Genomic DNA, 19,660 nt, shown 5'->3' with positions numbered 1-19,660 from the left:
CGTATCGCAAAGCTGGCCACGGCGGCCTCCGCCGCCCTCCTGCTCGCCGGCTGCGCCCAGGGCGGGCTGTTCAATCGCGGCGCGCCCGACGAGTTCGCGGTTGCGCGCAACGCGCCGCTGGTGATGCCGCCGGATTATGCGCTCGTTCCGCCCGCGCCGGGCACGTCGAGCGCCGCGTCGGTCGATACCCGCGCGGAGGCGATCAACGCACTGTTCGGCGGGCCGCAGCAGCGCAGCGCCACCGAGACGGAGATGCTGCAGGCCGCGGATCGCGACCGCGCCGCGCAGGGAGCCCGCTCGGTCGCCGGCGATCCGGACACCAATGTGGTGGACAAAGGCGCGGTGACGCAGACGATCCTGCAGGTGCCCGAAGGCGACGGCCAGGAAGCGCGCGTCTCGACGCCGCAGTAACGGAAATTCAGCTCGGCGGCTGTTCCTGCGCGGGCTTGTCCTGCGGAGGATAAGGCTCGTCCCCCGTTGTGCCGGGATGCGGCGCCTCGTGCGGCTGCGGCAGATCGGGATCGGGTCCGGTCGGCGAGGGATTGCCGTCCGGCGCCGCGGGCGCGGGATCGGGCTGCGGACGCTCGCCGGGCTGGCTCATGCGTCGGGCGTGCCGAACAGCGCCGGCCGGGGGATGTGGCGGCCAAGCTGCTTTTCCTGCGCGAAACGCTGCTGCTGCTCGTCGTAGAGACCGCGCGCGCGTCCCTGCTTGTCGGTCTGCTTCGGAGGGAGCACGGGCGTCATAGCATCGGAACGCGCGGACGTGCCGCCCGTTCCGCCGCCGTCATCGTTCCGGTAACAATAAGCTCGCGTCGCCGTAGGAATAGAAGCGGTAGCCTTCAGCGATCGCATGGGCGTAGGCCGCCTGCATCGTCTCACGCCCCATGAGCGCGCCGACCAGCATGAAGAGCGTCGATCGCGGCAGGTGGAAATTGGTCACCAGCCCGTCAATCGCGCGGAAGCGGTAGCCCGGCGTGATGAAGATCGCGGTATCGCCTTCGAACGGACGGATCAGGCCGTCCTCCCCCGCCGCGCTTTCGAGCAGGCGGAGCGCGGTGGTCCCGACAGCGATCACCCGTCCGCCCTCAGCGCGCACCGCGTTGAGGCGATCGGCGGTGGCGGCGTCGATCCGCCCCCATTCGCTGTGCATCCGGTGCGCGTCGGTGTCCTCGGCCTTGACCGGCAGGAACGTCCCCGCGCCGACATGGAGCGTCAGCGTCGCATGGCCGATCCCGGCCGCTTCCAGAGCATTCATCAACACCGGCGTGAAGTGCAGCGCGGCGGTCGGCGCGGCGACGGCGCCTTTCTCCCTCGCGAACATCGTCTGATAATCAATGGCGTCGCGCGCGTCGGCCTCGCGCTTGCCCGCAATATAGGGCGGCAGCGGCATCCGCCCGGCCCGCTCGAGCAGCAGCTCGACCGGCTCGTCGCCCTCGAAGCGCAGGAGGATGCTGCCGTCCTCGCCTTTGTCGCCGGCCAGGGCGGTGACGCCCGCGCCGAAGTCGATCCGGTCGCCGGCGCGGACGCGCTTGGCGTTGCGGACGAAGGCGCGCCAGTCGCGCGGCCCTTCGCGCTTGTGCAGTGTTGCGCCAATCCGCGCTTCGCCGCGCGTCCCTTCGAGCTGGGCCGGGATCACGCGGGTATCGTTGAAGACGAGCATGTCGCCCGCACGGAGCATCGCGGGCAGATCGGCGACACCGCGGTCTTCGAAGCCCTCGGGCCGCACGACCAGCATCCGCGCGCTGTCGCGCGGGCTCGCGGGCCTGAGCGCGATCCGTTCGGGCGGCAGGTCGAAATCGAACAGGTCGACGCGCATTATTGCGGCGTCGGCGTATCCGGCTGCGGCGTCGGCGTGGGCTCGGGGGTTGGCGTCGCCCCGGGCTGCGGCGCGGCCTCGGACGCGTCCTGCGGCGTCGTCGATTCGTTGGGGTTGGCGGTCGACTCGCTCGGCGGCGGGGCCGAAGGCGTCGCCGGCGGCTGCGTGGTCGCAGGCGTCTCGGCCGACGGCGTAGTCGGCTGCGCAGCCTCGGCGGGCGCCGCTTGGCCCGGCTGCGCCGTGCCCGAACCCAGCGACTGGACGGCGGCAGGTGGCGCGGCGGCGCGGCCCCGCGGCAGCGGCGCGGAGGCCACGGCGGCGACTTCCTGCGGCGACGGCGGCGGCACGTTGTCGGCGCCGATCGAGGCACGAACGACGCGCGACGGATTGGCCGGCGGCTCGCCGCGCTCGATCTTGTCGACAAACTCCATGCCGCTCACGACGCGGCCGAAGACGGTATATTTGCGGTCGAGCTGCAGGCGCGGGCCGAACATGATGTAATATTGGCTGTTCGCCGAATTGACGTCGCCGCCGCGCGCCGCCGCGACTGCGCCGCGGACGTGGGGCAGGACGTTGAACTCGGCATTCACGTCAGGAAGGCTGGAGCCGCCGGTGCCGTCGCCGCCCGGATCGCCGCCCTGCGCCATGAAGCCTTCGATCACGCGGTGGAAGATCGTGCCGTTGTAGAAGCCCTGCCGGGTCAGCGTCTTGATCCGCTCGACCGCATTGGGCGCCGCGTCGGGGCGAAGCTGAATGGTGACGCGTCCGCCCGTGGTGAGATCGAGCACCCAGGTGTTTTCGGGATCGAGCGGCGGAGGCGCGACCGAAAAGGCCGGCTGCGCGGTCTGCGCCGCAAGGCCGGTCGCGAAGAACAGCGCCGCGATGGCGGCGAACAGGTTGTTGAGACGCATCGATACCCTCACCCGGAAAAATCTCGTGGCCGCTCTTAGAGCAAAAACATGCTGCGCGGAACGGCGGACGGCGCGCCGTGCCCCCGCGCCGATGAACGGTTCATGACCCCTTGCGGCCGATCTCGGTGACGCGGTGGCCGACCTGCTCGGCCACCGCGGGCGTCACAAACTTGCCGATGTCGCCGCCGTAGAGCGCGATCTCCTTCACCAGCCGCGAGGCGATCGGCTGCAAGGACACGTCGGCCATCAGGAAGACGGTCTCGACGCGGCAGTTGAGCTGCTGGTTCATACCCGCCATCTGATACTCATATTCGAAATCGGCGACGGCGCGGAGGCCGCGGACGATGATCTGCGCCTTCTCGCGCTCGGCGAAGTCCATCAGCAGCGAATCGAAGGTGACGACGCGGATGTCGCCGGAAAGCCCCGCGATCTCGCGCTCCACCATCGCGGTGCGCTCTTCGACGCTGAACATCGGCGATTTGCTGGGATTGGTGGTGACGCCGATCACCAGCCGGTCGACCAGCTTCGCGCCGCGGCGGATGATGTCCATATGGCCGAGCGTGATCGGATCGAAGGTGCCCGGATAAACGCCGATGCGGGTCATGCCATTCCCCCGGTCAATGGTCGCGCGCGACGGCGAAGCGGGCGATGGCGCGAAGCAGGTCCGCCTCGCCGCCGAAGCTCTGGAGATGCGCGACCGCCTGATCGACCAGCATCCCGGCCTGCTGACGCGCGCGATCGGCGCCGACCAGCGAAACGAAGGTTTCCTTGCCCGCCGCGCCATCCTTGCCGACCCGCTTGCCGGTCTTGGCCTCTTCGCCCTCGACGTCGAGCAGGTCGTCGGCGATCTGAAAGGCGAGACCGACATCGCGCGCGTAACCGCGCAGACTCGTGCGGCCTTCGGGGGGCACGCGGCCCATGATCCCCCCCGCCTCGAGGCAGAAGCCGATCAGCGCGCCGGTCTTCAACTGCTGCAGCCGTGTCACCGCCGCCATGTCGAGCGCGCCGTCGCCCGCCATCAGGTCCATCATCTGGCCGCCCGCCATACCGGCGGGGCCGGAGGCACGCGCCAGTTCCAGCATCAGTTCCGAGCGGACGAAGGGATCGTCGTGCGTCGCCTCGTCGGCGAGCACTTCGAACGCGAGCGCGTGCAGCGAATCGCCGGCGAGGACCGCGGTGCATTCGTCGAACGCCTTGTGAACGGTCGGCTTGCCGCGGCGCAGATCGTCATCGTCCATGCACGGCAGATCGTCGTGGATCAGTGAATAGACGTGGATGCACTCGACCGCGACGCCGACGCGCAGCGCGCGCGCGCGATCGACATGAAACAGCCCTGCCGCGGCGACGACCAGCAAGGGCCGCAGCCGCTTGCCGCCGCCGATCGCAGCGTGGCGCATCGCTTCGTAAAGCCGCGCGCGGCTGTCGGCTGGGACGGCGAGCAGCGCATCGAACATGCCATCGACATCGGCGCCGATCCGCGCGAGCGCGGGGCCGAGGCTGGCGTCGGCGTCGGCCATCCGTGCCTCAGCCACCGTCGAACGGCGCCGTGCCGGCCGGCGCGCCGTCGCGGCCGAGCTGGATCTTCTCGATCCGCGCCTGCGCCGCCTCCAGCCGCGCCTCGCACTGACGGCGGAGCGCATCGCCCTCGTTATAGAGCTCGATCGACTGGTCGAGCGAGGCCTCGCCGCTCTCCAGCAGGCGGACGATCTCCTCCAGCCGCTTCAGCGCCGCCTCGAAGGACAGCGCGGCGATGGCGTCACTCTGTTCGGACATGGCCACAAGCATTGGCTTGGCAGCGCGCCATGGTCAAGCAACCGTCAGGCCGCGCGCGCGAACCACCAAGTCCGGCCGCGCTGCTCGCGCACCGCACGGCCGGTGACCTCGAGATGGCGGAGGTGCGCCAGTGCCTCGCCGGTGGCGAGGCCGTAGAGCGTGTCGTCGATCGGCCGGTCGAACAGGATCGGGAAGCAGTCGACCGCGCGCCGGGGCGTGTCGAGAAACGCCTCCAGCGCCGTCAGCCGGTCGCGGTGATTGGTGTCGAGTGCGTCGAGGCGCGGGTGGAGGCCGGTGAACGGGTCGCCATGCGAGGGCAGCACGAGCAGATCGGGCGAGAGGCTGCGCAGCTTGTCGATCGAAGCGAGCCATTCGCCGAGCGGATCGGCGCTTGGCTCGCTGAGGCTAAGCGAGACGTTGGAGGTGATCCGCGGCAGCACCTGATCGCCCGCGATCATGATCCCGCCGGCATCGTCGATCAGGCAGGCATGTTCGGGGCTATGACCGCTGCCGACAACGACGCGCCAGTTGCGATCGCCGATCGCGATGGAGTCGCCGTCCATCAACCGGATGAACTGCGCCGGTATGGCGCTCACGGCGGAGGCGAACAGGCGCCAACCCCGCGCTTCGGCCGCCGCGATCCGCGCTTCCTCCCAGCCGGCACCGTGCCAGTAATCGAACGCCTCTGGCGGCGGCGTGTCGCGCGCGTCGGCGGCGAGCATCCGGCCGAGCAGCCATTCGGTGCGCGTCATCCAGAGCGGCGCCGCAAACCGCTCGCACAGCCAGCCGGCGAGGCCGAGATGATCGGGATGAAAGTGGGTGACGATGACGCGGGTGACGCGGCGCCCGGCGAGCGGGCCGTCGATCAGCGCCTCCCACTCGTCTCGGACACGCGAGGTGTTGAGGCCGGTATCGACGATCGCAACGCCGTCGCCGTCGTCGAGCAGCCAAACGTTCACATGCTTGAGCGGCCCGAGCATCGATAGCCGCGCCCAGCCGATCCCGTCGGCGATCTCGACGATCGCGCCGCGCGCCGGATCGGCATCGCCGAACGGATAGCTCAGCCCCTCGGGAGCCGGCGCAGCCCGTTCAGCGGGCGAAGGGATCGACAAAGCCCTCGGTCTGCTCCTCGGCGGCATGAGCGGCTTCGGCTTCGCGCGCCGCCGCCTCGCGCTCGGCGCGTAGCTCTTCGATCAGCGCCGCACGGTCGCGATCGATGTCGAGATCGACCGGCATGCCCTCGCCACGGCCCGCCTTCGCCGCCTTGGCGACAGCGGCGTCGAGTTCGCGCTGGGTGGTGAGGCCGAGCGTCACCGGATCCTTCGGCTGGATATTGGCGATGTTCCAGTGGCTGCGATCACGGATCGCGCCGATGGTGGTGCGCGTGGTGCCGATCAGCTTGCCGATCTGCCCGTCCGAAAGCTCGGGATGGTTGCGGATCAGCCAGGCGATACCATCGGGCTTGTCCTGCCGCTTGGAGACCGGCGTGTAGCGCGGCCCCTTGGTGCGGACCGCCTTGTCGGGCTCGCGCTGCATCTGCAGGCGATATTTGGGATCGTCCTGCCCGCGGTCGATTTCCGCCTGGCTGAGCTCGCCGGCGCGAATCGGATCGCGGCCGGTGAGCTTGGTTGCGGCGGTGTCGTCGGCGATCGCCTGGACCTCGAGGATATGGAGGCCGCAGAAGGCGGCGATCTGCTCGAAGGTGAGCGCGCTGTTGTCGACCAGCCAGGACGCGGTCGCATGGGGCATGAGCGGCTGAGCCACTGTCTCGTCTCCCGAAAACAATAAGGGCCGCCCCTACCGGAGCGGCCGAACATGGCGGAGGACTTAGTGCAGGCGGCGGACGAGGGCAAGCACGGCATCAGGCCGGAAGGCGGTTCGGCGCCTAGTAGGCGCGGGCGATCGCGAACTCCACCGCCTCGACCAGCGCGGCCTTGGCCTTGCCAGCCGGGAACGGCCCAAGCGCATCGACCGCGCGCTGCCCGTAATGGCGCGCGCGGTCGAGCGTATCGGCCATCGCGCCGCGCGTCTCCAGCAACCGGGTGGCGTGGGCGAGATCGGCATCGCTGGTGCGGCGGCCTTCCATCGCATCACGCCAGAAGGTGCGCTCCGCCGCGTCGCCGCGCGCATGCGCGAGGATCACCGGCAGCGTCACCTTACCATCCCGGAAATCGTCGCCGGCGTCCTTGCCCATCGTCGCGCCGTCCGATGCATAATCGATCGCATCGTCGACGAGCTGGAAGGCGATGCCGAGATTGCGGCCATAGGCGTCGAGTGCCTCCTCGGTCGCATCCTCGCGCTCCGCGACCACTGCAGCGATGCGACAGGCGGCGGCGAACAGCGCGGCGGTCTTCGCGCCGATGATGTCGAGATACTGGTCTTCGCTGGTCTCGATCCGGCGCTGCGCGGTGAGCTGGTTGACCTCGCCCTCAGCGATCACGTTGGAGGCGCGGCTCAGGATGCGCAGCACCTTGAGGCTGCCGTCCTCCACCATCAGCTCGAAAGCGCGGCTGAATAGGAAATCTCCGACCAGCACGCTCGCCGGATTGCCCCAGATGATGTTGGCCGTCCGCCGCCCGCGCCGGAGGCCGGAGCCGTCGACGACATCATCGTGCAGCAAAGTCGCGGTATGGATGAACTCCACCGCCGCGGCGAGCTTGTGATGCCGCGCGCCGCCGTAATCGAGCAGCCGCGCGCAGGCGAGCGTCAGCATCGGCCGCATCCGCTTGCCGCCGCCGGCGATGAGATGCCCGGCCAGCTCCGGGATCAGCGCCACCTCGCTCTGCATCCGCGCGAGGATGACCGCATTCACCTGATTGAGGTCCGCCGCGACAAGCTGCACCATCGCATCGAGCGAAGGCGTAGTCTTGCCCGGAAAAGTGTGGACGGTCGCGGTCATGCGACGGTCTCGACATGTGCCGGTGCCTGCGGACCTGCGCGTCGCGCCAGCGCGCGATCGAAAGTCACGAAAGTTGCGACGTCTGCGGCATCGACCAGATGAATCATGTCAGCCCAGTCGGCTCCTTCCCGGTATCGGTCAAGCGCCCAGCGCAATCCTTGGAGATCGACAGCGTGGACGGTCGCCAGCTCCATGAAGATGGCCAGCGCGTCGGCAATGCGATCGCGAGGCCAGTGGTAAGAAAAGCTGAGAACCCATTCGCTTTCGATCCACACGCCCGACGAGACGAACACGCCCGATGCGATGATTTCGTTTGCCCGTTCTGCCTGGCGCGGATCGTCACCAGTAATCGCGCGGATCAGGATATTGGTATCGATGGCCTTCACCGGCTGTCGGCTTCCTTGCGCTTCCAGCGCTCCGCCATCGCCTCGTCGATCGCTTTTTCCATTTCTTCCAGCGAAACCGCCGGTCCCTCATGGCGCGGAACCCGGCGCCGGAATTCTTCCAGCGTGATCGTCTCGCGACGCGGCGTTCTGGGACGCAATAAAAGACCACCCGCCGTCTCGACGATTTCCAGATCGTCGCCCTGTGCCCATTTCATGCGCTCGCGCACCGCTTTCGGGATGACGATCTGGCCCTTCGCCGACAATTTAGTGTGTGCGTTCATGTCGGTAAGATACGTCTTACCGTAACGTTGCGCAATGGCTCACACCACCGGCAGCTTCAGCCGGGCAAGAAGGCCACCAAGGTCTTCGCTCTCTTCGAGTTCGACCGAGCCGCCGTAGATTTCGGCGACGTCGCGGACGATGGCGAGGCCGAGGCCGGTGCCGGGCTTTTCGAGATCGAGCCGTGCGCCGCGGCCGAAGATGGCGTCGCGCTGATCGGCGGGAATGCCGGGGCCATCGTCCTCGATCTCGATCTCGACGCATTCGGGCGTCTTCTTGACCGTCACGAACACCCGGCCGCCGCCATATTTGGCTGCATTCTCGATGAGATTGCCGAGCATCTCGTCGAGATCCTGCCGCTCGACATGCGCCGCCACCTGCCGGTCACCCGCGAGGTCGATGGTGACATGCTCGTAGAGCCGGTCGACCGCGCGTTCTACCGCCTGCAGCGAGGGCCAGACGTCCGAGCGTGCCTGCGCGTTGGATCGGCGGCCGATCGCGCGGGCGCGGGCAAGGTGGTGATCGACCTGCCGCCGCATCGTCACCGCCTCGCGCCGGACGGTGTCGGCGAGGTCGGGGCTCTTCGCGGTCGCGGCGTTGGTGATGACGGTGAGCGGCGTCTTCAGCGCATGCGCGAGATTGCCCGCGTGGCGCCGCGCCTCCTCCGCCTGCACTTCATTATGTTCGAGCAGCGCGTTGAGCTCTTCGATCAGCGGCTGGATCTCGTTGGGGAATTGGGCGTCGATCCGCGCGCTCTCGCCGGAGCGGATCGCGGCGATCGCGCGACGCACGCGGCGCAGCGGCCACAGCCCGTAAAAGGCCTCGATCACCGCCAGCAGGACGAGGCCTACGCCGAGCAGCACGAAGGAGCGGATCATCGTGCGGCGCAACACGTCGATTTGTTCGTCGAGCCCGTCGCGGCTTTGCGCGACCTGGAAACGCCATTGCGTTTGCGATCCCGGCAGCAGCACGTCGCGCTCCAGGATGCGCAGCGTCTCATCCTGGAATTCGGCGCTGTCGTATATGTGGATGCCGCGATCGTCGTGCGCGGCGCCCGTGCGGATCGCGCGATCCCACAGCGATCGCGAGCGGAACGGCTCGAAGTTCTGGCCGGAGATCTGGAAATAAAGGCCCGAATAGGGTTCCAGGAACCGCTGATCGGCGGGCGGGCGGTTGAGATAGGGCTCGCCGTCAGGGCCAATCTCGGCCGAGGCGATCAGCGCGGTCAGCACATATTCGAGCTGGGCGTCGAAATTGCGGGTGATGGCGCTGGTCAGCACCCGATCGAGCGCGACGCCGCCGACGCCGAGGAGGACGATGATCCACAGCGCCGCTACCGTGATCATGCGCCGGGTCAGCGATCCCGACGCGACGGTGGCGCGGCGCGGCACCAGCCGCTTGGCGAACGCGAACTTCATTGCGGTCCGGCGCGGCCGGCGGCGGGCCGGGGTGCGGGCATCGTCAGTCCTGCGGCGTCCGGTTCTCCGGATCCTCCAGGCTGTAGCCGAGGCCGCGGATGGTGGTGATGACGTCGGCGCCCAGTTTCTTGCGGATGCGCGTGACGAACACTTCGATCGTGTTCGAATCGCGGTCGAAATCCTGATCGTAGATATGCTCGATCAGCTCGGTGCGGCTGACGACCTTGCCCTTGTGGTGCATCAGGTAGCTCAAGAGCTTATATTCCTGCGCGGTGAGCTTCACCGGCTCGCCCTGCAGCGTCACCTTGCCCGATCGCGTGTCGAGCCGCACGTCGCCTGCGGTCAGCTCGGAGCTGGTGTTGCCCGAGGCGCGGCGGATGAGTGCGCGGAGCCGGGCGATCAGCTCCTCGGTCTGGAACGGCTTGGCGAGATAATCGTCGGCGCCGGCATCGAGCCCGGCCACCTTGTCCGACCAGCTATCGCGCGCCGTCAGCACCAGCACCGGCACCTTCATGCCTTCCTTGCGCCAGCGATCGAGCACGGTCAGCCCGTCGATCTCCGGCAGGCCGAGATCGAGGATGATCGCGTCATAGCTTTCGGTGGAACCGAGATAATGGCCGTCCTCGCCGTCGGTGGCGAGATCGATGGCGTAACCGGCGCCTTCCAGCGTGGCGCGAAGCTGGCGGCCGAGATTGGGTTCGTCTTCGACGATCAAAACCCGCATGGATGGACCTTTCTGGCAAAGTATTTGCCCGCGTTTAGCGGCCCAACCGACCTCGCCGTCAATAGTTTCGTCGCCAGAAGATTGCGGCGCACCGCCGATCGTTTCGGATATGCGATAGGGCTCAGTTGCCCGATCGGCCGATGAGCTGGCCGGTGCGCGCGTCGACATCGACCCAGATCACGCGCCCCTCGCGCATGAACTTCAGCCGGTAGCGGCCCGATCCGGCGTCGAGCTCCGGGCCCAGGTAATCGGCGCCGCCCATGCGCGGCACGATGCGCGATTCGATGGTGCGGAGCGACATGATGCGGCCCTGCTGCCGCGCCTCGTAGGCGGCGTCCTGATCGCGCTCGCGCGGGCGCGCGTCGGCCACCGCGCCGAGCGGCAGCGCGAGGGCAAGAACGGTGATCAGGAAGGTCTTACGCAACATCATGTCCCACTGGTCCCCGGAAGGTGTGTTGGTGGCATAGTCAAGCAGCGTTGAATAGGCCATGAATGTGCCGTCAAGCTGCGCGCAAGCCGCGGCGGGGAAACGAGTTCAAGGGGGTTTTCATGCGGTTTTCCGTTCTCGCCCAGGTTGGCGCCTGCTGCGCCCTGCTGCTGGGGATCGCCGCCGATTCCGCGATCGCGCAACGGATGGAGCCGGTTCCCGCGCGTCGCGCGGACGAAGGCGCGGGCCCTTATGCCAAGCTCGTCATCCGCGGCGCGACGCTGATCGACGGCAGCGGCGCACCGCCGAAGGGGCCGGTCGACATCGTCATCGAGGGCAACCGCATCACCGACGTGCGCGGCGCGGGCACGCCCGGCCTCCCCGTCCCCGCAAACCGCGAGCCGCGCGACGCGACGCAGGAGATCGACGCGACCGGCATGTTCGTGCTGCCCGGCTTCATCGACACCCACGGCCACAATGGCGATGCCGGGAAGGCGCCGCAGCCGAGCTACGGCTACAAGCTCTGGCTGGCGCACGGCGTCACCAGCGTGCGCGGCGTGCCGATCCACTTCGGCCCGGAATCGATCGCCGACAAGCGGCGCAGCGCCGACAATAGCATCGTCGCGCCGCGCATCTTCGCTTATGCGGTGCTGGGCGACGGCGGCAATATCGGCCGCCTCGACACGCCCGAAAAGGCGCGCGCCTGGGTTCGCTGGGCGGCGGCGCAGGGCTATGACGGCATCAAGCTGTTCAACGACACCTCGCGGCCCGTCACCGCCGCCGCGCTCGACGAGGCCAAGAAGCTCAAGCTCGGCAGCGTCGCGCATCTCGGCCAGGGCGGCGTCGCGGAGGTCAATGCGCGGATCGCGGGCGAGCTGGGGCTCGGCACCGTCACCCATTTCTACGGCCATTTCGAAAGCCTGCTGCGCGAGGGGCGGCTGCCCAAATATTCGAATGACTATAACATGTTCGACGAGCAGGACCGGTTCTACGAGATCGCCCGCCTGGCCGATCAGATCGTCGAGCCCGGCGGGCCGGAGTGGAAGGCCTATCTCGAGGAGCAGCTCGAGAATGGCGTGATCTTCAATCCCACGCTCAACATCTACTCGGCCTCGCGCGATCTGATGCGCGCGCGCAACGCCGACTGGCACGAGAAATATACCCTGCCCTCGCTCTACCGCTTCTTCGCGCCGAGCCGGGTGAACCACGGCAGCTACTGGTTCGACTGGACGACCGAGAAGGAGGTCGCGTGGCGGCGCTTCTACAATCCGTACATGCGGCTGATGAACGACTATAAGAATATGGGCGGCATCGTCACCGTCGGCTCCGATCCCGGCTATATCTATCAGAGCTGGGGCTTCCCCTACATCCAGGAGCTCGAGATGCTCCAGGAGGCGGGATTCACGCCGCTGGAGACGGTCGTCGCCGCGACGCGCAACGGCGCCTACGAAATCTACCGGCCCAAGGGGATCGAGGCGCCGATCGGCATGGTGCGGCCGGGGATGCTCGCCGATCTCGTCATCGTGCCGGAAAATCCGCTGCACAATTTCAAGACTCTCTACGGCACCGGCTTCGAGCGGCTCGACAAGAACGGCAAGGTGGAGCGGGTCGGCGGCGTGCGCTGGACCATCAAGGACGGCATCGTCTACGACGCGCACGCCCTCCTCGCCGATGTCGCCGCAATGGTGGCGGCGCAGAAGGGCGCGCAATGACGCGCGCGGTCCCGGCGGCGCTCGCGCTGCTGCTGATCGGCGCCGCACCGGCGCCCCCCGCGGGCGTCGAATATGCGATGACGCCGATGACCGGCGCCAACGGCCTCGCCGCGATCGACATCACGTTGCGCTTCGCGGGCGATGCGGACGGAACGACGGTGGTCGAGCTGCCCAACGCATGGGCGGGCAGCGACAAGCTCTACGAAGCGATCGGCGATCTGACCGCCGAGGGTGGCAGGATTGCTGGCGGCGGCGCGCCGGATAAAAGGCGCATCGACCACGCCCCCGGCGCGCCGATCACTTTGCGCTACCGCATCGCCAAGCTCACCGCCGCCGATCCCGCCGTGGAATATGAGAAGGCACGGCCGGTGCTGCGGCCGAACTTCTTCTACATCCACGGCGAGGGCGCGCTGGCGACGCTGGAGGGGCGCCTGGCCGAGCCGGCGCGCTTCCGCTGGGGGCCGGCACCGGCGGGATGGCGGGTGGCGGGGAGCCTCGATTCCGCACCGCGCTTCACCGTCAACGATGCGGCGCAGGGCATCTTCATCGGCGGCACCGATCTCCGCATCGCCAGCCGCGACGTCGGCGGGCAAAAGGTCACGACCGTGCTGCGCGGCCGTTTTCCCTACAGCGACGTCGAATTCGCCGACGCTCTCGCCAAGGTGATCGCTGCCTCCAACGCCTATTGGCAGGCGCCCGCCGTCCCCTATTTCGTGCCGATGATCCCGCTCACCGGCTGGGAGACGGGCGCGATGAGCTATGGCGGCACCGGCCGCACCGGCGGCTTCGCGCTCGCCGCGACCCCAAACGTGCCGATGACCGACATCGTCCGGTTGCTCGCGCACGAATATGGGCACCGCTGGCTCGGCGGCAGCCTCGGCCCGCTCGCTAGGCCCGACGCGGCCGAATATTGGTTCACCGAAGGATTCAACGACTTCGTCACCAATTCGGTGCTGGTCCGCGCAGGGCTGCGCGACGAGAAAGAGGCTGCGGCGGCGCTGAACGAACTGTTCCTCCGCTACGCCTCCTCCCCCGCCCGCACCAAACCCTATGCCGCGCTGGCGGAGAGCTTCTGGCAGGACGGCGACGCGCAGCAACAGGTCTATGATCGCGGCAACATGCTCGCGCTCGCGCTCGACAGCCAGGCGAGCGTCCGCGCGGCGCTGGTCCAGATGGCGCAGCATCCGGGGCGTTTCGCCCCCGGCGAGACTCAGGCCGGGCGTTTCCTGCGTGTCTTTCCCGCGCTGACGCCCGCGCGGCGCGATGCGATGCTCGCCGGCACGCCGGTCGATCTGCTCGGCAACCTCTTCTACGCCTGCGGTCCGCTCCGCTGGCAGGAGCAGCCGCGCTACGAGTCCGGCTATTCCGCCGAGGAAAAGGACGGCGTGCTCCGCTTCGAAACCGTCGACACCGCGAGCCCGGCCTGGGCGGCGGGGCTGCGGCCGGGGATGCGCTACGTCCGCCGCGAGAGCTTCAAATATGGCGACTCGCGCGTACCGATCGTCATGCGCGTCGCCGACGAGCAGGGCGAGCGTGTGCTGAGTTGGCTGCCGCGCAGCGAGGAGCGAGTGCGCTTCCAGCAGTTCGAGCTGAAGCCCAAGGCGGGCGCCGCCTGCCGGAAGCGGCTGGCGGGAAACTAAGCTGCGTCCTGCCGTTCCGCGGCTTCGCTCGCTTCCAGCCACGCCGCCTCCGCCGCTTCGATCTGGTCGGAGACGCGGGCGCGGAGCTTCATCAGCTCGGTCATCGTCCGGCCCGCGTCCTCCGCCTTCGCTGAGGAGGGATCGAACATCGCACGGTCGATCTCGGTGCGCCGCACCTCCAGCTTGGCGATGTCGGCTTCGGCCTGCTGCATGGCCTTGCGCAGCGACTTGTTGCGCTCGCGCGCTTCGGCGGCGGCGCGGCGCTGATCCTTGCGATTGGGCGCCGCTGCGGCGTCTGACCCCGGACGCTGCGCGCCGCGGCCGAGGACCAGATCGGTATAATCGTCGAGACTGCCGTCGAACTCGCGTGCGGTGCCGTCATCGACCAGCACCAGCCGGTCGGCCGCCAGCTCCAGCATGTGCCGGTCGTGGCTGACCATCACGACCGCGCCGCCATAATCGGCCAGCGCCTGGACCAGCGCCTCGCGCGCATCGACGTCCAGATGGTTGGTCGGCTCGTCGAGGATGAGGAGGTGCGGCGCATCGCGGGTGATGAGCGCGAGCGCGAGCCGCGCGCGCTCCCCGCCCGACATCTTCGCGACCTGCATCGTCGCCTTGTCGCCCGAAAAGCCGAAACGGCCCAATTGCGCGCGCACCGCCGCCGGCGTCGCCTTGGGCATCAGCCGGCTCATATGCTGGAGCGGCGTGTCGCCGCTATCCAGCTCCTCGACCTGATATTGGGTGAAATAGCCGACCTTGAGCTTGCCGGGCGCGTTCATCTCGCCGTCCATAGGCGCGAGCTGCGCCGCCAGCAGCCGCGCCAGCGTCGTCTTGCCGTTGCCGTTGCGGCCGAGCAAGGCGATGCGGTCGTCGGGATCGAGGCGGAGGCTGACGCGCGACAGCACGGGCTTGCCGGGCGCGTAGCCGACGGCCGCCATGTCGAGCATCACCAGCGGCGGCTTCATCTCGGCGGGGCTCGGAAAATCGAAGCTGAGGCTCGGGTCGGCAGCGACTTCGGCGATCGGCTGCATCCGGGCGAGCGCCTTGACGCGGCTCTGCGCCTGCTTCGCCTTGGAGGCCTTGGCGCGCCAGCGATCGACGAACGCCTGCAGCTTCGCGCGCTCGGCAAGCTGCTTCTCGCGCATCGCGCCCTGCTGCGCCTGCCGCTCGGCGCGCTGCCGCTCGAACGCGTCATAGCCGCCCGCATAGAGCGTCACCTTGCCACCCTCGAGATGGAGGATGTGATCGACGACATTGTTCAAAAGGTCGCGCTCGTGGCTGACGATCAGCATCGTCGCGCGATAGCTCTTGAGGAAATTCTCCAGCCACAGCGTCGCTTCGAGATCGAGGTGGTTGGAAGGCTCGTCGAGCAGCAGCAGATCAGGCGCGGAGAAGAGCAGGGCGCCGAGCGCCACGCGCATCCGCCAGCCGCCGGAGAAACTGTCGAGCGGCCGCTGCTGCGCCGCCTCGTCGAAGCCGAGACCGACGAGGATGCGCGCCGCACGCGCTGGCGCGGCGTGCGCGCCGATCGCATTCAACCGCTCGTGGATCTCGGAAAGGCGGTGCGGATCGCTCTCGGTCTCGGACGCGGCGAGCAAATCGGCACGCTCGGTGTCGGCGGCCAGCACCGTCTCGAACGGCGTCGCGGTTCCGGAAGGGGTCTCCTGCGCGATATAGCCGATCCGCGCGGCGCGCGGCATCTCGGCGCTACCCTCGTCCGGCTCCATCAGCCCGGCGACGACGCGCATCAGCGTGGACTTGCCCGCGCCGTTGCGCCCGATCAGCCCGACGCGCGCGCCCGGCGGCAGCGCCGCGCTGGCGCCGTCGAGGATCGTGCGCCCGCCGAGGCGGACGGTTATGCCGGACATGTTGAGCATGGCCGCGCCCCTTACACGGGCAGCGGACGGTTGTCAGGGCATTTGGAAAGCGGTCAGCAGTTCGGCGGACAGACTGTCGCGCGCTGCATCTGGACCTTGTCGATATTGCGGCGCGATTCCTCTGCGATCTCGCGCTCCCAGGTCGCCCACTCCTGCTCGGTCGCGCATTTGCGCGTCGCTCCCAGCCGGGTGCCGAGCGCCGGCGCACTCATCTTGCAGACCAGCTTGGTCTTGCTGGGCTTCTTCTTGCCGCCGGACGTTTCCGAAAGTGCGGTCGCCTGGGCAGACATGGCCAAAGCCGCGCACAGCATAACCAGACGGATCATCACCACCCTCCAACAGTGATGCCGGATGATGCCCTAAGACCGTCAAAAAATCAAATGATCTCAAATATGTAAACCGTTGGTTTGCAATCCAAAAATGCGCGTGGGTGACGGGCGGGCGCAAAGCCCCTATCTGCCCCGCCATGTCCGCTCCCATTCTCGCATATGAAAATCTCGGCCTTGTCCAGGGCGCCGGCTGGCTGTTCCGCGGGCTCGATCTGCACATCGGCGCACGCGACCGGCTGGCGCTGATCGGGCGCAATGGCGCGGGCAAGACGACCTTGCTCAAATGCCTCGCCGGGCTGATCGAGACCGACGAGGGGCGGCGGACGATCCAGCCGGGTACCAAGGTGGTGCTGCTGGAGCAGGATCCCGCCGTCGCCGGCTTCGCGACCCTGCGCGATTTCACGCTTGCCGCGCCCGACGCGCCGCCCGCGCACGCGGTGGACGCGATCGCCGGCCAGATCGGCATCGATCTCGACCGGCCCGCCGCCACCGCCTCGGGCGGCGAGCGGCGCCGCGCCGCCATCGCCCGCGCATTGGCGCAGGACCCGCAGGTGCTGCTGCTCGACGAGCCCACCAACCACCTCGACCTCGCCGCCATCGAATGGCTCGAAGATTGGCTCGGCCGCTACAAGGGCGCGTTCATCGCGATCAGCCACGACCGCACCTTCCTCACCCGCCTCACCCGCTCTTCGCTCTGGCTCGACCGCGGCGGCATCCGCCGCACCGAAGTCGGCTTCGGCGGCTTCGATGCCTGGACCGAAAAGGTCTATGCCGAGGAAGCGCGCGCGGCGGACAAGCTCGATGCCAAGCTCAAGCTCGAGCTCCACTGGCTGGAGCGCGGGGTCACCGCGCGCCGCAAGCGCAACCAGGGGCGGCTTGCTAAGCTCCACGAGATGCGCGCCACCCGCGCCGCGATGCTCGGGCCGCCCGGCACCGCGAAGCTCGGCCTCGCCAACGACGACGCCAAGACCAAGACGGTGATCGACGCCGAGCGCGTCACGAAGCGGTTCGGCGAGCGCGCGATCATCCGCGATTTCAGTCTGCGCGTGCAGCGCGGCGACCGGATCGGCATCGTCGGCGCCAACGGCGCCGGCAAGACGACGCTGCTGAAGCTGCTGACCGGCGAGCTGGAGCCCGACGAGGGCAAGGTGGTGCGCGCCAGGACGCTGACCGGCATCGTCATCGACCAGCAGAGGAAGCTGCTCGATCCCGACAAGCGCGTCCGCGACATCCTTGCCGACGGCGGCGACTGGGTGGAGGTGCGCGGCGTCAAGAAGCACGTCCAGGGTTATCTCAAGGACTATCTGTTCGCGCCCGAGCTGGTCGATGCGCGGATCGGCACGCTGTCGGGCGGCGAGCGGTCGCGGCTGCTGCTCGCGCGCGAGTTCGCCCGCGCCTCCAACCTCCTCGTGCTCGACGAGCCGACCAATGATCTCGACCTCGAGACGCTCGATCTGCTCCAGGAAGTGATCGCCGATTACGACGGCACCGTCCTCATCGTCAGCCACGACCGCGACTTCCTCGACCGGACCGTGACCGTCACGCTCGGGCTCGACGGATCGGGCAAGGTCGATGTCGTCGCGGGCGGCTATGCGGATTGGGTGGCGAAGCGCAAAGCGCCGGCGCCCAAGCCTGCCCGGCAGGAGCCGCGCACCGCAGCGGCGGCGATCCCGCCGAAGCGTGCCGCCAAGCTCAGCTACAAGGACCAGCGCGATTTCGATCTGCTGCCCGGCCGCATCGAGGAGATCGGGGCCGCGATCGCGCGCGACGAGGCGGCGCTTGCCGATCCCGATCTCTACACCCGCGATCCGGCACGATTCCAGGCGCTGATGACCGCGATCGGCGCCGCGCGGCAGGAGCGTGACGCAGCCGAAGAACGTTGGCTGGAGCTGGCCGAACAGGTCGAGGCGCTCGCCACCTGATATTTTTTCGTTTCTGGTTGCAACTAATATCGTCTGATATTATTTCACCTGCATGGAAAATCTCGCCTACGAGATCGTCGAGACGTCACGCGCGATTCGCCGTGATTTCGACAAGCGCGCCGCCGCGCTCGGCGTGAACCGCGCGCAATGGCGCGTGCTCGCCAAGCTGCGCCGTCAGGACGGGCTGCGCCAGATCGAGCTCGCCGATGCGCTCGATGTCGAGCCGATCACCATCGGCCGCATGATCGACCGGCTCGCCGAGGCGGGCCTGGTCGAGCGGCGCGCTGACGCCACCGACCGCCGCGCCTGGCGCATCTTCCTGACGCCGGAAGCAGCGCCGGTGGTGGCGAAGCTCCGCCGCGTCGCCGATCGCATGTTCGCCGACGCCTTCGCGGGCATGGATGAGGGCGAACTGGACGCGCTGCGCGACCTACTGGCGCGGGTGCGCGACAATCTGGACAAACGCGGCGAAGGCGCCGCGAGGAGGGCATCGTGAGCGATATGGCGATGACGGCCGATGCGGTCGAAATGGCGGCGGAGCGCAAGACACCCAAATGGCGGAATTGGCTGATGCTGTCCGTGCCGCTGCTGCTGGCGCTGGTCGGCGGCTATTTCTGGCTGACCTCGGGCCGCTACGTCTCCACCGACAACGCCTATGTCCAGCAGGACAAGGTCTCGGTGAGCGCCGAGGTCAGCGGCCCCGTCGCCGAGGTCTTTGTCCGCGAGAACCAGCGCGTGAAGAAGGGCGAGCTTCTCTTCCGCATCGACCAGCGGCCGTATCGCATCGCGCTGGCGCAGGCCGAGGCGCAGATGAAGGCCGCGTCGGTCGAAGTGACGCAGCTCCAGACCCGCTCGGCCGGCACCGATGCCGACATCCGCGGCGCCGAGAGCAACCTCGGCTACGCGCAACGCAACTTCGCGCGCTATTCCGAGCTGCTCGATCGCGGCTTCACCACGCGCCGGCAATATGACGACGCGCTGCACGACGTCGAGGAAGCGCGCGAGCGGCTCGCCAACGCGCGCGCCAGCGCGGCGAATGCGGGCGCCGCGCTCGCCTCCGGCGGCACCTCCAACCAGCCCGCGATCGAGGCGGCGCGGGTGGCGCGCGAGAAGGCGCTGCTGGATCTAAAGCGCACTGAGATCCGCGCGCCCGCCGACGGCATCGTCGCCCAGTCGGACCGACTCCAGGTCGGCAACACCGTCGTTTCCGGCGTGCCGATGGTGACGATCGTGCGCAGCGACGACATCTGGATCGAGGCCAATTACAAGGAAACCGATCTCGCCAAAATGTACGTCGGCCAGCCGGCGGAGGTGGAGTTCGATGCCTATCCGGGGATGAAGGCCAAAGGCCATGTCGCCAGCATCGGCGCGGGCACCGGCTCCGAATTCTCGGTGCTCCCGGCGCAGAACGCCACCGGCAATTGGGTGAAGGTCACGCAGCGCGTGCCGGTCCGCATCCGCATCGATGCGCCGACCAGCCGGCCGCTGCTTGCCGGGCTTTCCGCCGATGTCACCGTCGACACCAAGGGCGGCGCGGAGCGCTGATC

At 68.4% G+C, this 19,660-nt stretch carries 22 protein-coding genes and 1 pseudogene; 6 read left to right on the top strand and 17 right to left on the bottom strand.

The features are described from left to right. The first annotated feature begins 3 nt into the window (after positions 1-3). The gene (locus B9N75_RS08345; protein WP_425292418.1) at positions 4-411 is read left to right on the top strand and encodes a DUF3035 domain-containing protein; all 408 of its coding nucleotides are present in this window, start codon (positions 4-6) and stop codon (positions 409-411) included. A gap of 7 nt (positions 412-418) precedes the next feature. Here the strand turns inward: B9N75_RS08345 and B9N75_RS08340 are convergent, their stop codons facing one another. The 15 genes and pseudogenes from B9N75_RS08340 to B9N75_RS08275 all read right to left on the bottom strand — a co-directional run bounded on the left by B9N75_RS08340 (position 419) and on the right by B9N75_RS08275 (position 10,636). Continuing rightward, positions 419-601: a hypothetical protein gene (locus B9N75_RS08340; protein ID WP_085218376.1), complete on the bottom strand. Its 183-nt coding sequence runs from the start codon at positions 599-601 to the stop codon at positions 419-421. After that, entirely contained in the window at positions 598-735 is a 138-nt protein-coding gene (locus tag B9N75_RS13985) for a hypothetical protein (RefSeq protein ID WP_172840850.1), read from the bottom strand. Before B9N75_RS13985 ends, B9N75_RS08340 begins: the two co-directional genes overlap by 4 nt. A 49-nt stretch (positions 736-784) precedes the next feature. After that, positions 785-1,816, bottom strand: a complete 1,032-nt coding sequence (gene queA, locus B9N75_RS08335) for a tRNA preQ1(34) S-adenosylmethionine ribosyltransferase-isomerase QueA (RefSeq protein ID WP_085218375.1) — start codon at positions 1,814-1,816, stop codon at positions 785-787. A 257-nt stretch (positions 1,817-2,073) separates the two neighbouring features. Further along, positions 2,074-2,727, bottom strand: a pseudogene (locus B9N75_RS14350) (peptidylprolyl isomerase); the annotation flags it as partial. A 100-nt stretch (positions 2,728-2,827) separates the two neighbouring features. Then, positions 2,828-3,331: a pantetheine-phosphate adenylyltransferase gene (gene coaD / locus B9N75_RS08325; RefSeq protein ID WP_085218373.1), complete on the bottom strand. Its 504-nt coding sequence runs from the start codon at positions 3,329-3,331 to the stop codon at positions 2,828-2,830. Between the two features lie 13 nt (positions 3,332-3,344). Beyond that, complete coding sequence (locus tag B9N75_RS08320; protein WP_085218372.1) at positions 3,345-4,244, bottom strand: polyprenyl synthetase family protein; 900 nt, start codon at positions 4,242-4,244, stop codon at positions 3,345-3,347. A 7-nt stretch (positions 4,245-4,251) separates the two neighbouring features. Further along, positions 4,252-4,500 (bottom strand): exodeoxyribonuclease VII small subunit, encoded by a 249-nt coding sequence (locus B9N75_RS08315; protein WP_085218371.1) that lies wholly within the window; start codon positions 4,498-4,500, stop codon positions 4,252-4,254. Positions 4,501-4,544: 44 nt separating this feature from the next. Next, a complete protein-coding gene (locus B9N75_RS08310; protein WP_244552302.1) occupies positions 4,545-5,612 on the bottom strand; it encodes an MBL fold metallo-hydrolase in 1,068 nt (355 codons plus the stop codon). After that, positions 5,590-6,264 carry a DUF1013 domain-containing protein gene (locus tag B9N75_RS08305; protein WP_085218369.1) on the bottom strand — a complete coding sequence of 225 codons (675 nt, stop codon included), beginning with the start codon at positions 6,262-6,264 and terminating at the stop codon, positions 5,590-5,592. Before B9N75_RS08305 ends, B9N75_RS08310 begins: the two co-directional genes overlap by 23 nt. 121 nt (positions 6,265-6,385) lie before the next feature. Next, positions 6,386-7,399: a polyprenyl synthetase family protein gene (locus B9N75_RS08300; RefSeq protein WP_085218368.1), complete on the bottom strand. Its 1,014-nt coding sequence runs from the start codon at positions 7,397-7,399 to the stop codon at positions 6,386-6,388. After that, positions 7,396-7,785 (bottom strand): type II toxin-antitoxin system VapC family toxin, encoded by a 390-nt coding sequence (locus B9N75_RS08295; RefSeq protein WP_172840849.1) that lies wholly within the window; start codon positions 7,783-7,785, stop codon positions 7,396-7,398. Before B9N75_RS08295 ends, B9N75_RS08300 begins: the two co-directional genes overlap by 4 nt. Beyond that, on the bottom strand, positions 7,782-8,048 hold the full coding sequence (locus B9N75_RS08290) for an AbrB/MazE/SpoVT family DNA-binding domain-containing protein (protein ID WP_244552301.1): 267 nt from the start codon (positions 8,046-8,048) through the stop codon (positions 7,782-7,784). Before B9N75_RS08290 ends, B9N75_RS08295 begins: the two co-directional genes overlap by 4 nt. Positions 8,049-8,105: 57 nt before the next feature. Continuing rightward, positions 8,106-9,482, bottom strand: a complete 1,377-nt coding sequence (locus B9N75_RS08285; RefSeq protein WP_085218365.1) for a sensor histidine kinase — start codon at positions 9,480-9,482, stop codon at positions 8,106-8,108. A gap of 43 nt (positions 9,483-9,525) precedes the next feature. Next, positions 9,526-10,206, bottom strand: a complete 681-nt coding sequence (locus B9N75_RS08280) for a response regulator transcription factor (protein WP_085218364.1) — start codon at positions 10,204-10,206, stop codon at positions 9,526-9,528. A 121-nt stretch (positions 10,207-10,327) separates the two neighbouring features. Further along, a complete protein-coding gene (locus B9N75_RS08275; protein WP_244552300.1) occupies positions 10,328-10,636 on the bottom strand; it encodes a hypothetical protein in 309 nt (102 codons plus the stop codon). Between the two features lie 119 nt (positions 10,637-10,755). Between B9N75_RS08275 and B9N75_RS08270 the strand changes: the two genes are divergently transcribed. Both B9N75_RS08270 and B9N75_RS08265 read left to right on the top strand, forming a co-directional pair. Beyond that, positions 10,756-12,345: an amidohydrolase family protein gene (locus B9N75_RS08270; protein WP_085218363.1), complete on the top strand. Its 1,590-nt coding sequence runs from the start codon at positions 10,756-10,758 to the stop codon at positions 12,343-12,345. Further along, a complete protein-coding gene (locus B9N75_RS08265; RefSeq protein ID WP_085218362.1) occupies positions 12,342-13,985 on the top strand; it encodes a M61 family metallopeptidase in 1,644 nt (547 codons plus the stop codon). The genes B9N75_RS08270 and B9N75_RS08265 overlap by 4 nt, the downstream gene beginning before the upstream one ends. Here the strand turns inward: B9N75_RS08265 and B9N75_RS08260 are convergent. Continuing rightward, positions 13,982-15,862 (bottom strand): ABC-F family ATP-binding cassette domain-containing protein, encoded by a 1,881-nt coding sequence (locus B9N75_RS08260; RefSeq protein ID WP_085218361.1) that lies wholly within the window; start codon positions 15,860-15,862, stop codon positions 13,982-13,984. The genes B9N75_RS08265 and B9N75_RS08260 overlap by 4 nt on opposite strands. Before the next feature lie 53 nt (positions 15,863-15,915). After that, positions 15,916-16,188, bottom strand: a complete 273-nt coding sequence (locus B9N75_RS08255) for a hypothetical protein (protein ID WP_157123753.1) — start codon at positions 16,186-16,188, stop codon at positions 15,916-15,918. A gap of 140 nt (positions 16,189-16,328) precedes the next feature. Here B9N75_RS08255 and B9N75_RS08250 point away from each other — a divergent pair, with 140 nt between their 5' ends. Genes B9N75_RS08250 through B9N75_RS08240 form a run of 3 tightly spaced genes read left to right on the top strand, consistent with a single transcriptional unit; the run spans position 16,329 to position 19,658 of the window. Further along, positions 16,329-18,113 carry an ABC-F family ATP-binding cassette domain-containing protein gene (locus tag B9N75_RS08250; protein ID WP_085218359.1) on the top strand — a complete coding sequence of 595 codons (1,785 nt, stop codon included), beginning with the start codon at positions 16,329-16,331 and terminating at the stop codon, positions 18,111-18,113. A 52-nt stretch (positions 18,114-18,165) separates the two neighbouring features. Continuing rightward, a complete protein-coding gene (locus B9N75_RS08245; protein ID WP_085218358.1) occupies positions 18,166-18,609 on the top strand; it encodes a MarR family winged helix-turn-helix transcriptional regulator in 444 nt (147 codons plus the stop codon). A gap of 5 nt (positions 18,610-18,614) precedes the next feature. Then, positions 18,615-19,658, top strand: coding sequence for an HlyD family secretion protein (locus B9N75_RS08240; RefSeq protein WP_085218357.1), 1,044 nt, complete (start codon positions 18,615-18,617; stop codon positions 19,656-19,658). Positions 19,659-19,660 lie beyond the last annotated feature (2 nt).

Source organism: Allosphingosinicella indica, assembly GCF_900177405.1.
GTDB classification, from domain to species: Bacteria; Pseudomonadota; Alphaproteobacteria; order Sphingomonadales; family Sphingomonadaceae; genus Allosphingosinicella; species Allosphingosinicella indica.
Note: the sequence above shows the minus strand (reverse complement) of the source record. Positions and strands in the feature narration are given on the sequence as shown.

Excerpts from the sequence above, each read along its gene's own strand:
- B9N75_RS08285 (WP_085218365.1), bottom strand. The coding sequence starts at position 9,482 with ATGAAGTTCGCGTTCGCCAAGCGGCTGGTGCCGCGCCGCGCCACCGTC.
- B9N75_RS08255 (WP_157123753.1), bottom strand. The coding sequence starts at position 16,188 with ATGATCCGTCTGGTTATGCTGTGCGCGGCTTTGGCCATGTCTGCCCAG.
- B9N75_RS08300 (WP_085218368.1), bottom strand. The coding sequence starts at position 7,399 with ATGACCGCGACCGTCCACACTTTTCCGGGCAAGACTACGCCTTCGCTC.
- B9N75_RS08270 (WP_085218363.1), top strand. The coding sequence starts at position 10,756 with ATGCGGTTTTCCGTTCTCGCCCAGGTTGGCGCCTGCTGCGCCCTGCTG.
- queA (WP_085218375.1), bottom strand. The coding sequence starts at position 1,816 with ATGCGCGTCGACCTGTTCGATTTCGACCTGCCGCCCGAACGGATCGCG.
- B9N75_RS08265 (WP_085218362.1), top strand. The coding sequence starts at position 12,342 with ATGACGCGCGCGGTCCCGGCGGCGCTCGCGCTGCTGCTGATCGGCGCC.
- coaD (WP_085218373.1), bottom strand. The coding sequence starts at position 3,331 with ATGACCCGCATCGGCGTTTATCCGGGCACCTTCGATCCGATCACGCTC.
- B9N75_RS08250 (WP_085218359.1), top strand. The coding sequence starts at position 16,329 with ATGTCCGCTCCCATTCTCGCATATGAAAATCTCGGCCTTGTCCAGGGC.
- B9N75_RS08240 (WP_085218357.1), top strand. The coding sequence starts at position 18,615 with ATGGCGATGACGGCCGATGCGGTCGAAATGGCGGCGGAGCGCAAGACA.
- B9N75_RS08260 (WP_085218361.1), bottom strand. The coding sequence starts at position 15,862 with ATGCTCAACATGTCCGGCATAACCGTCCGCCTCGGCGGGCGCACGATC.
- B9N75_RS08315 (WP_085218371.1), bottom strand. The coding sequence starts at position 4,500 with ATGTCCGAACAGAGTGACGCCATCGCCGCGCTGTCCTTCGAGGCGGCG.
- B9N75_RS08320 (WP_085218372.1), bottom strand. The coding sequence starts at position 4,244 with ATGGCCGACGCCGACGCCAGCCTCGGCCCCGCGCTCGCGCGGATCGGC.
- B9N75_RS08275 (WP_244552300.1), bottom strand. The coding sequence starts at position 10,636 with ATGATGTTGCGTAAGACCTTCCTGATCACCGTTCTTGCCCTCGCGCTG.
- B9N75_RS08280 (WP_085218364.1), bottom strand. The coding sequence starts at position 10,206 with ATGCGGGTTTTGATCGTCGAAGACGAACCCAATCTCGGCCGCCAGCTT.
- B9N75_RS08245 (WP_085218358.1), top strand. The coding sequence starts at position 18,166 with ATGGAAAATCTCGCCTACGAGATCGTCGAGACGTCACGCGCGATTCGC.
- B9N75_RS08340 (WP_085218376.1), bottom strand. The coding sequence starts at position 601 with ATGAGCCAGCCCGGCGAGCGTCCGCAGCCCGATCCCGCGCCCGCGGCG.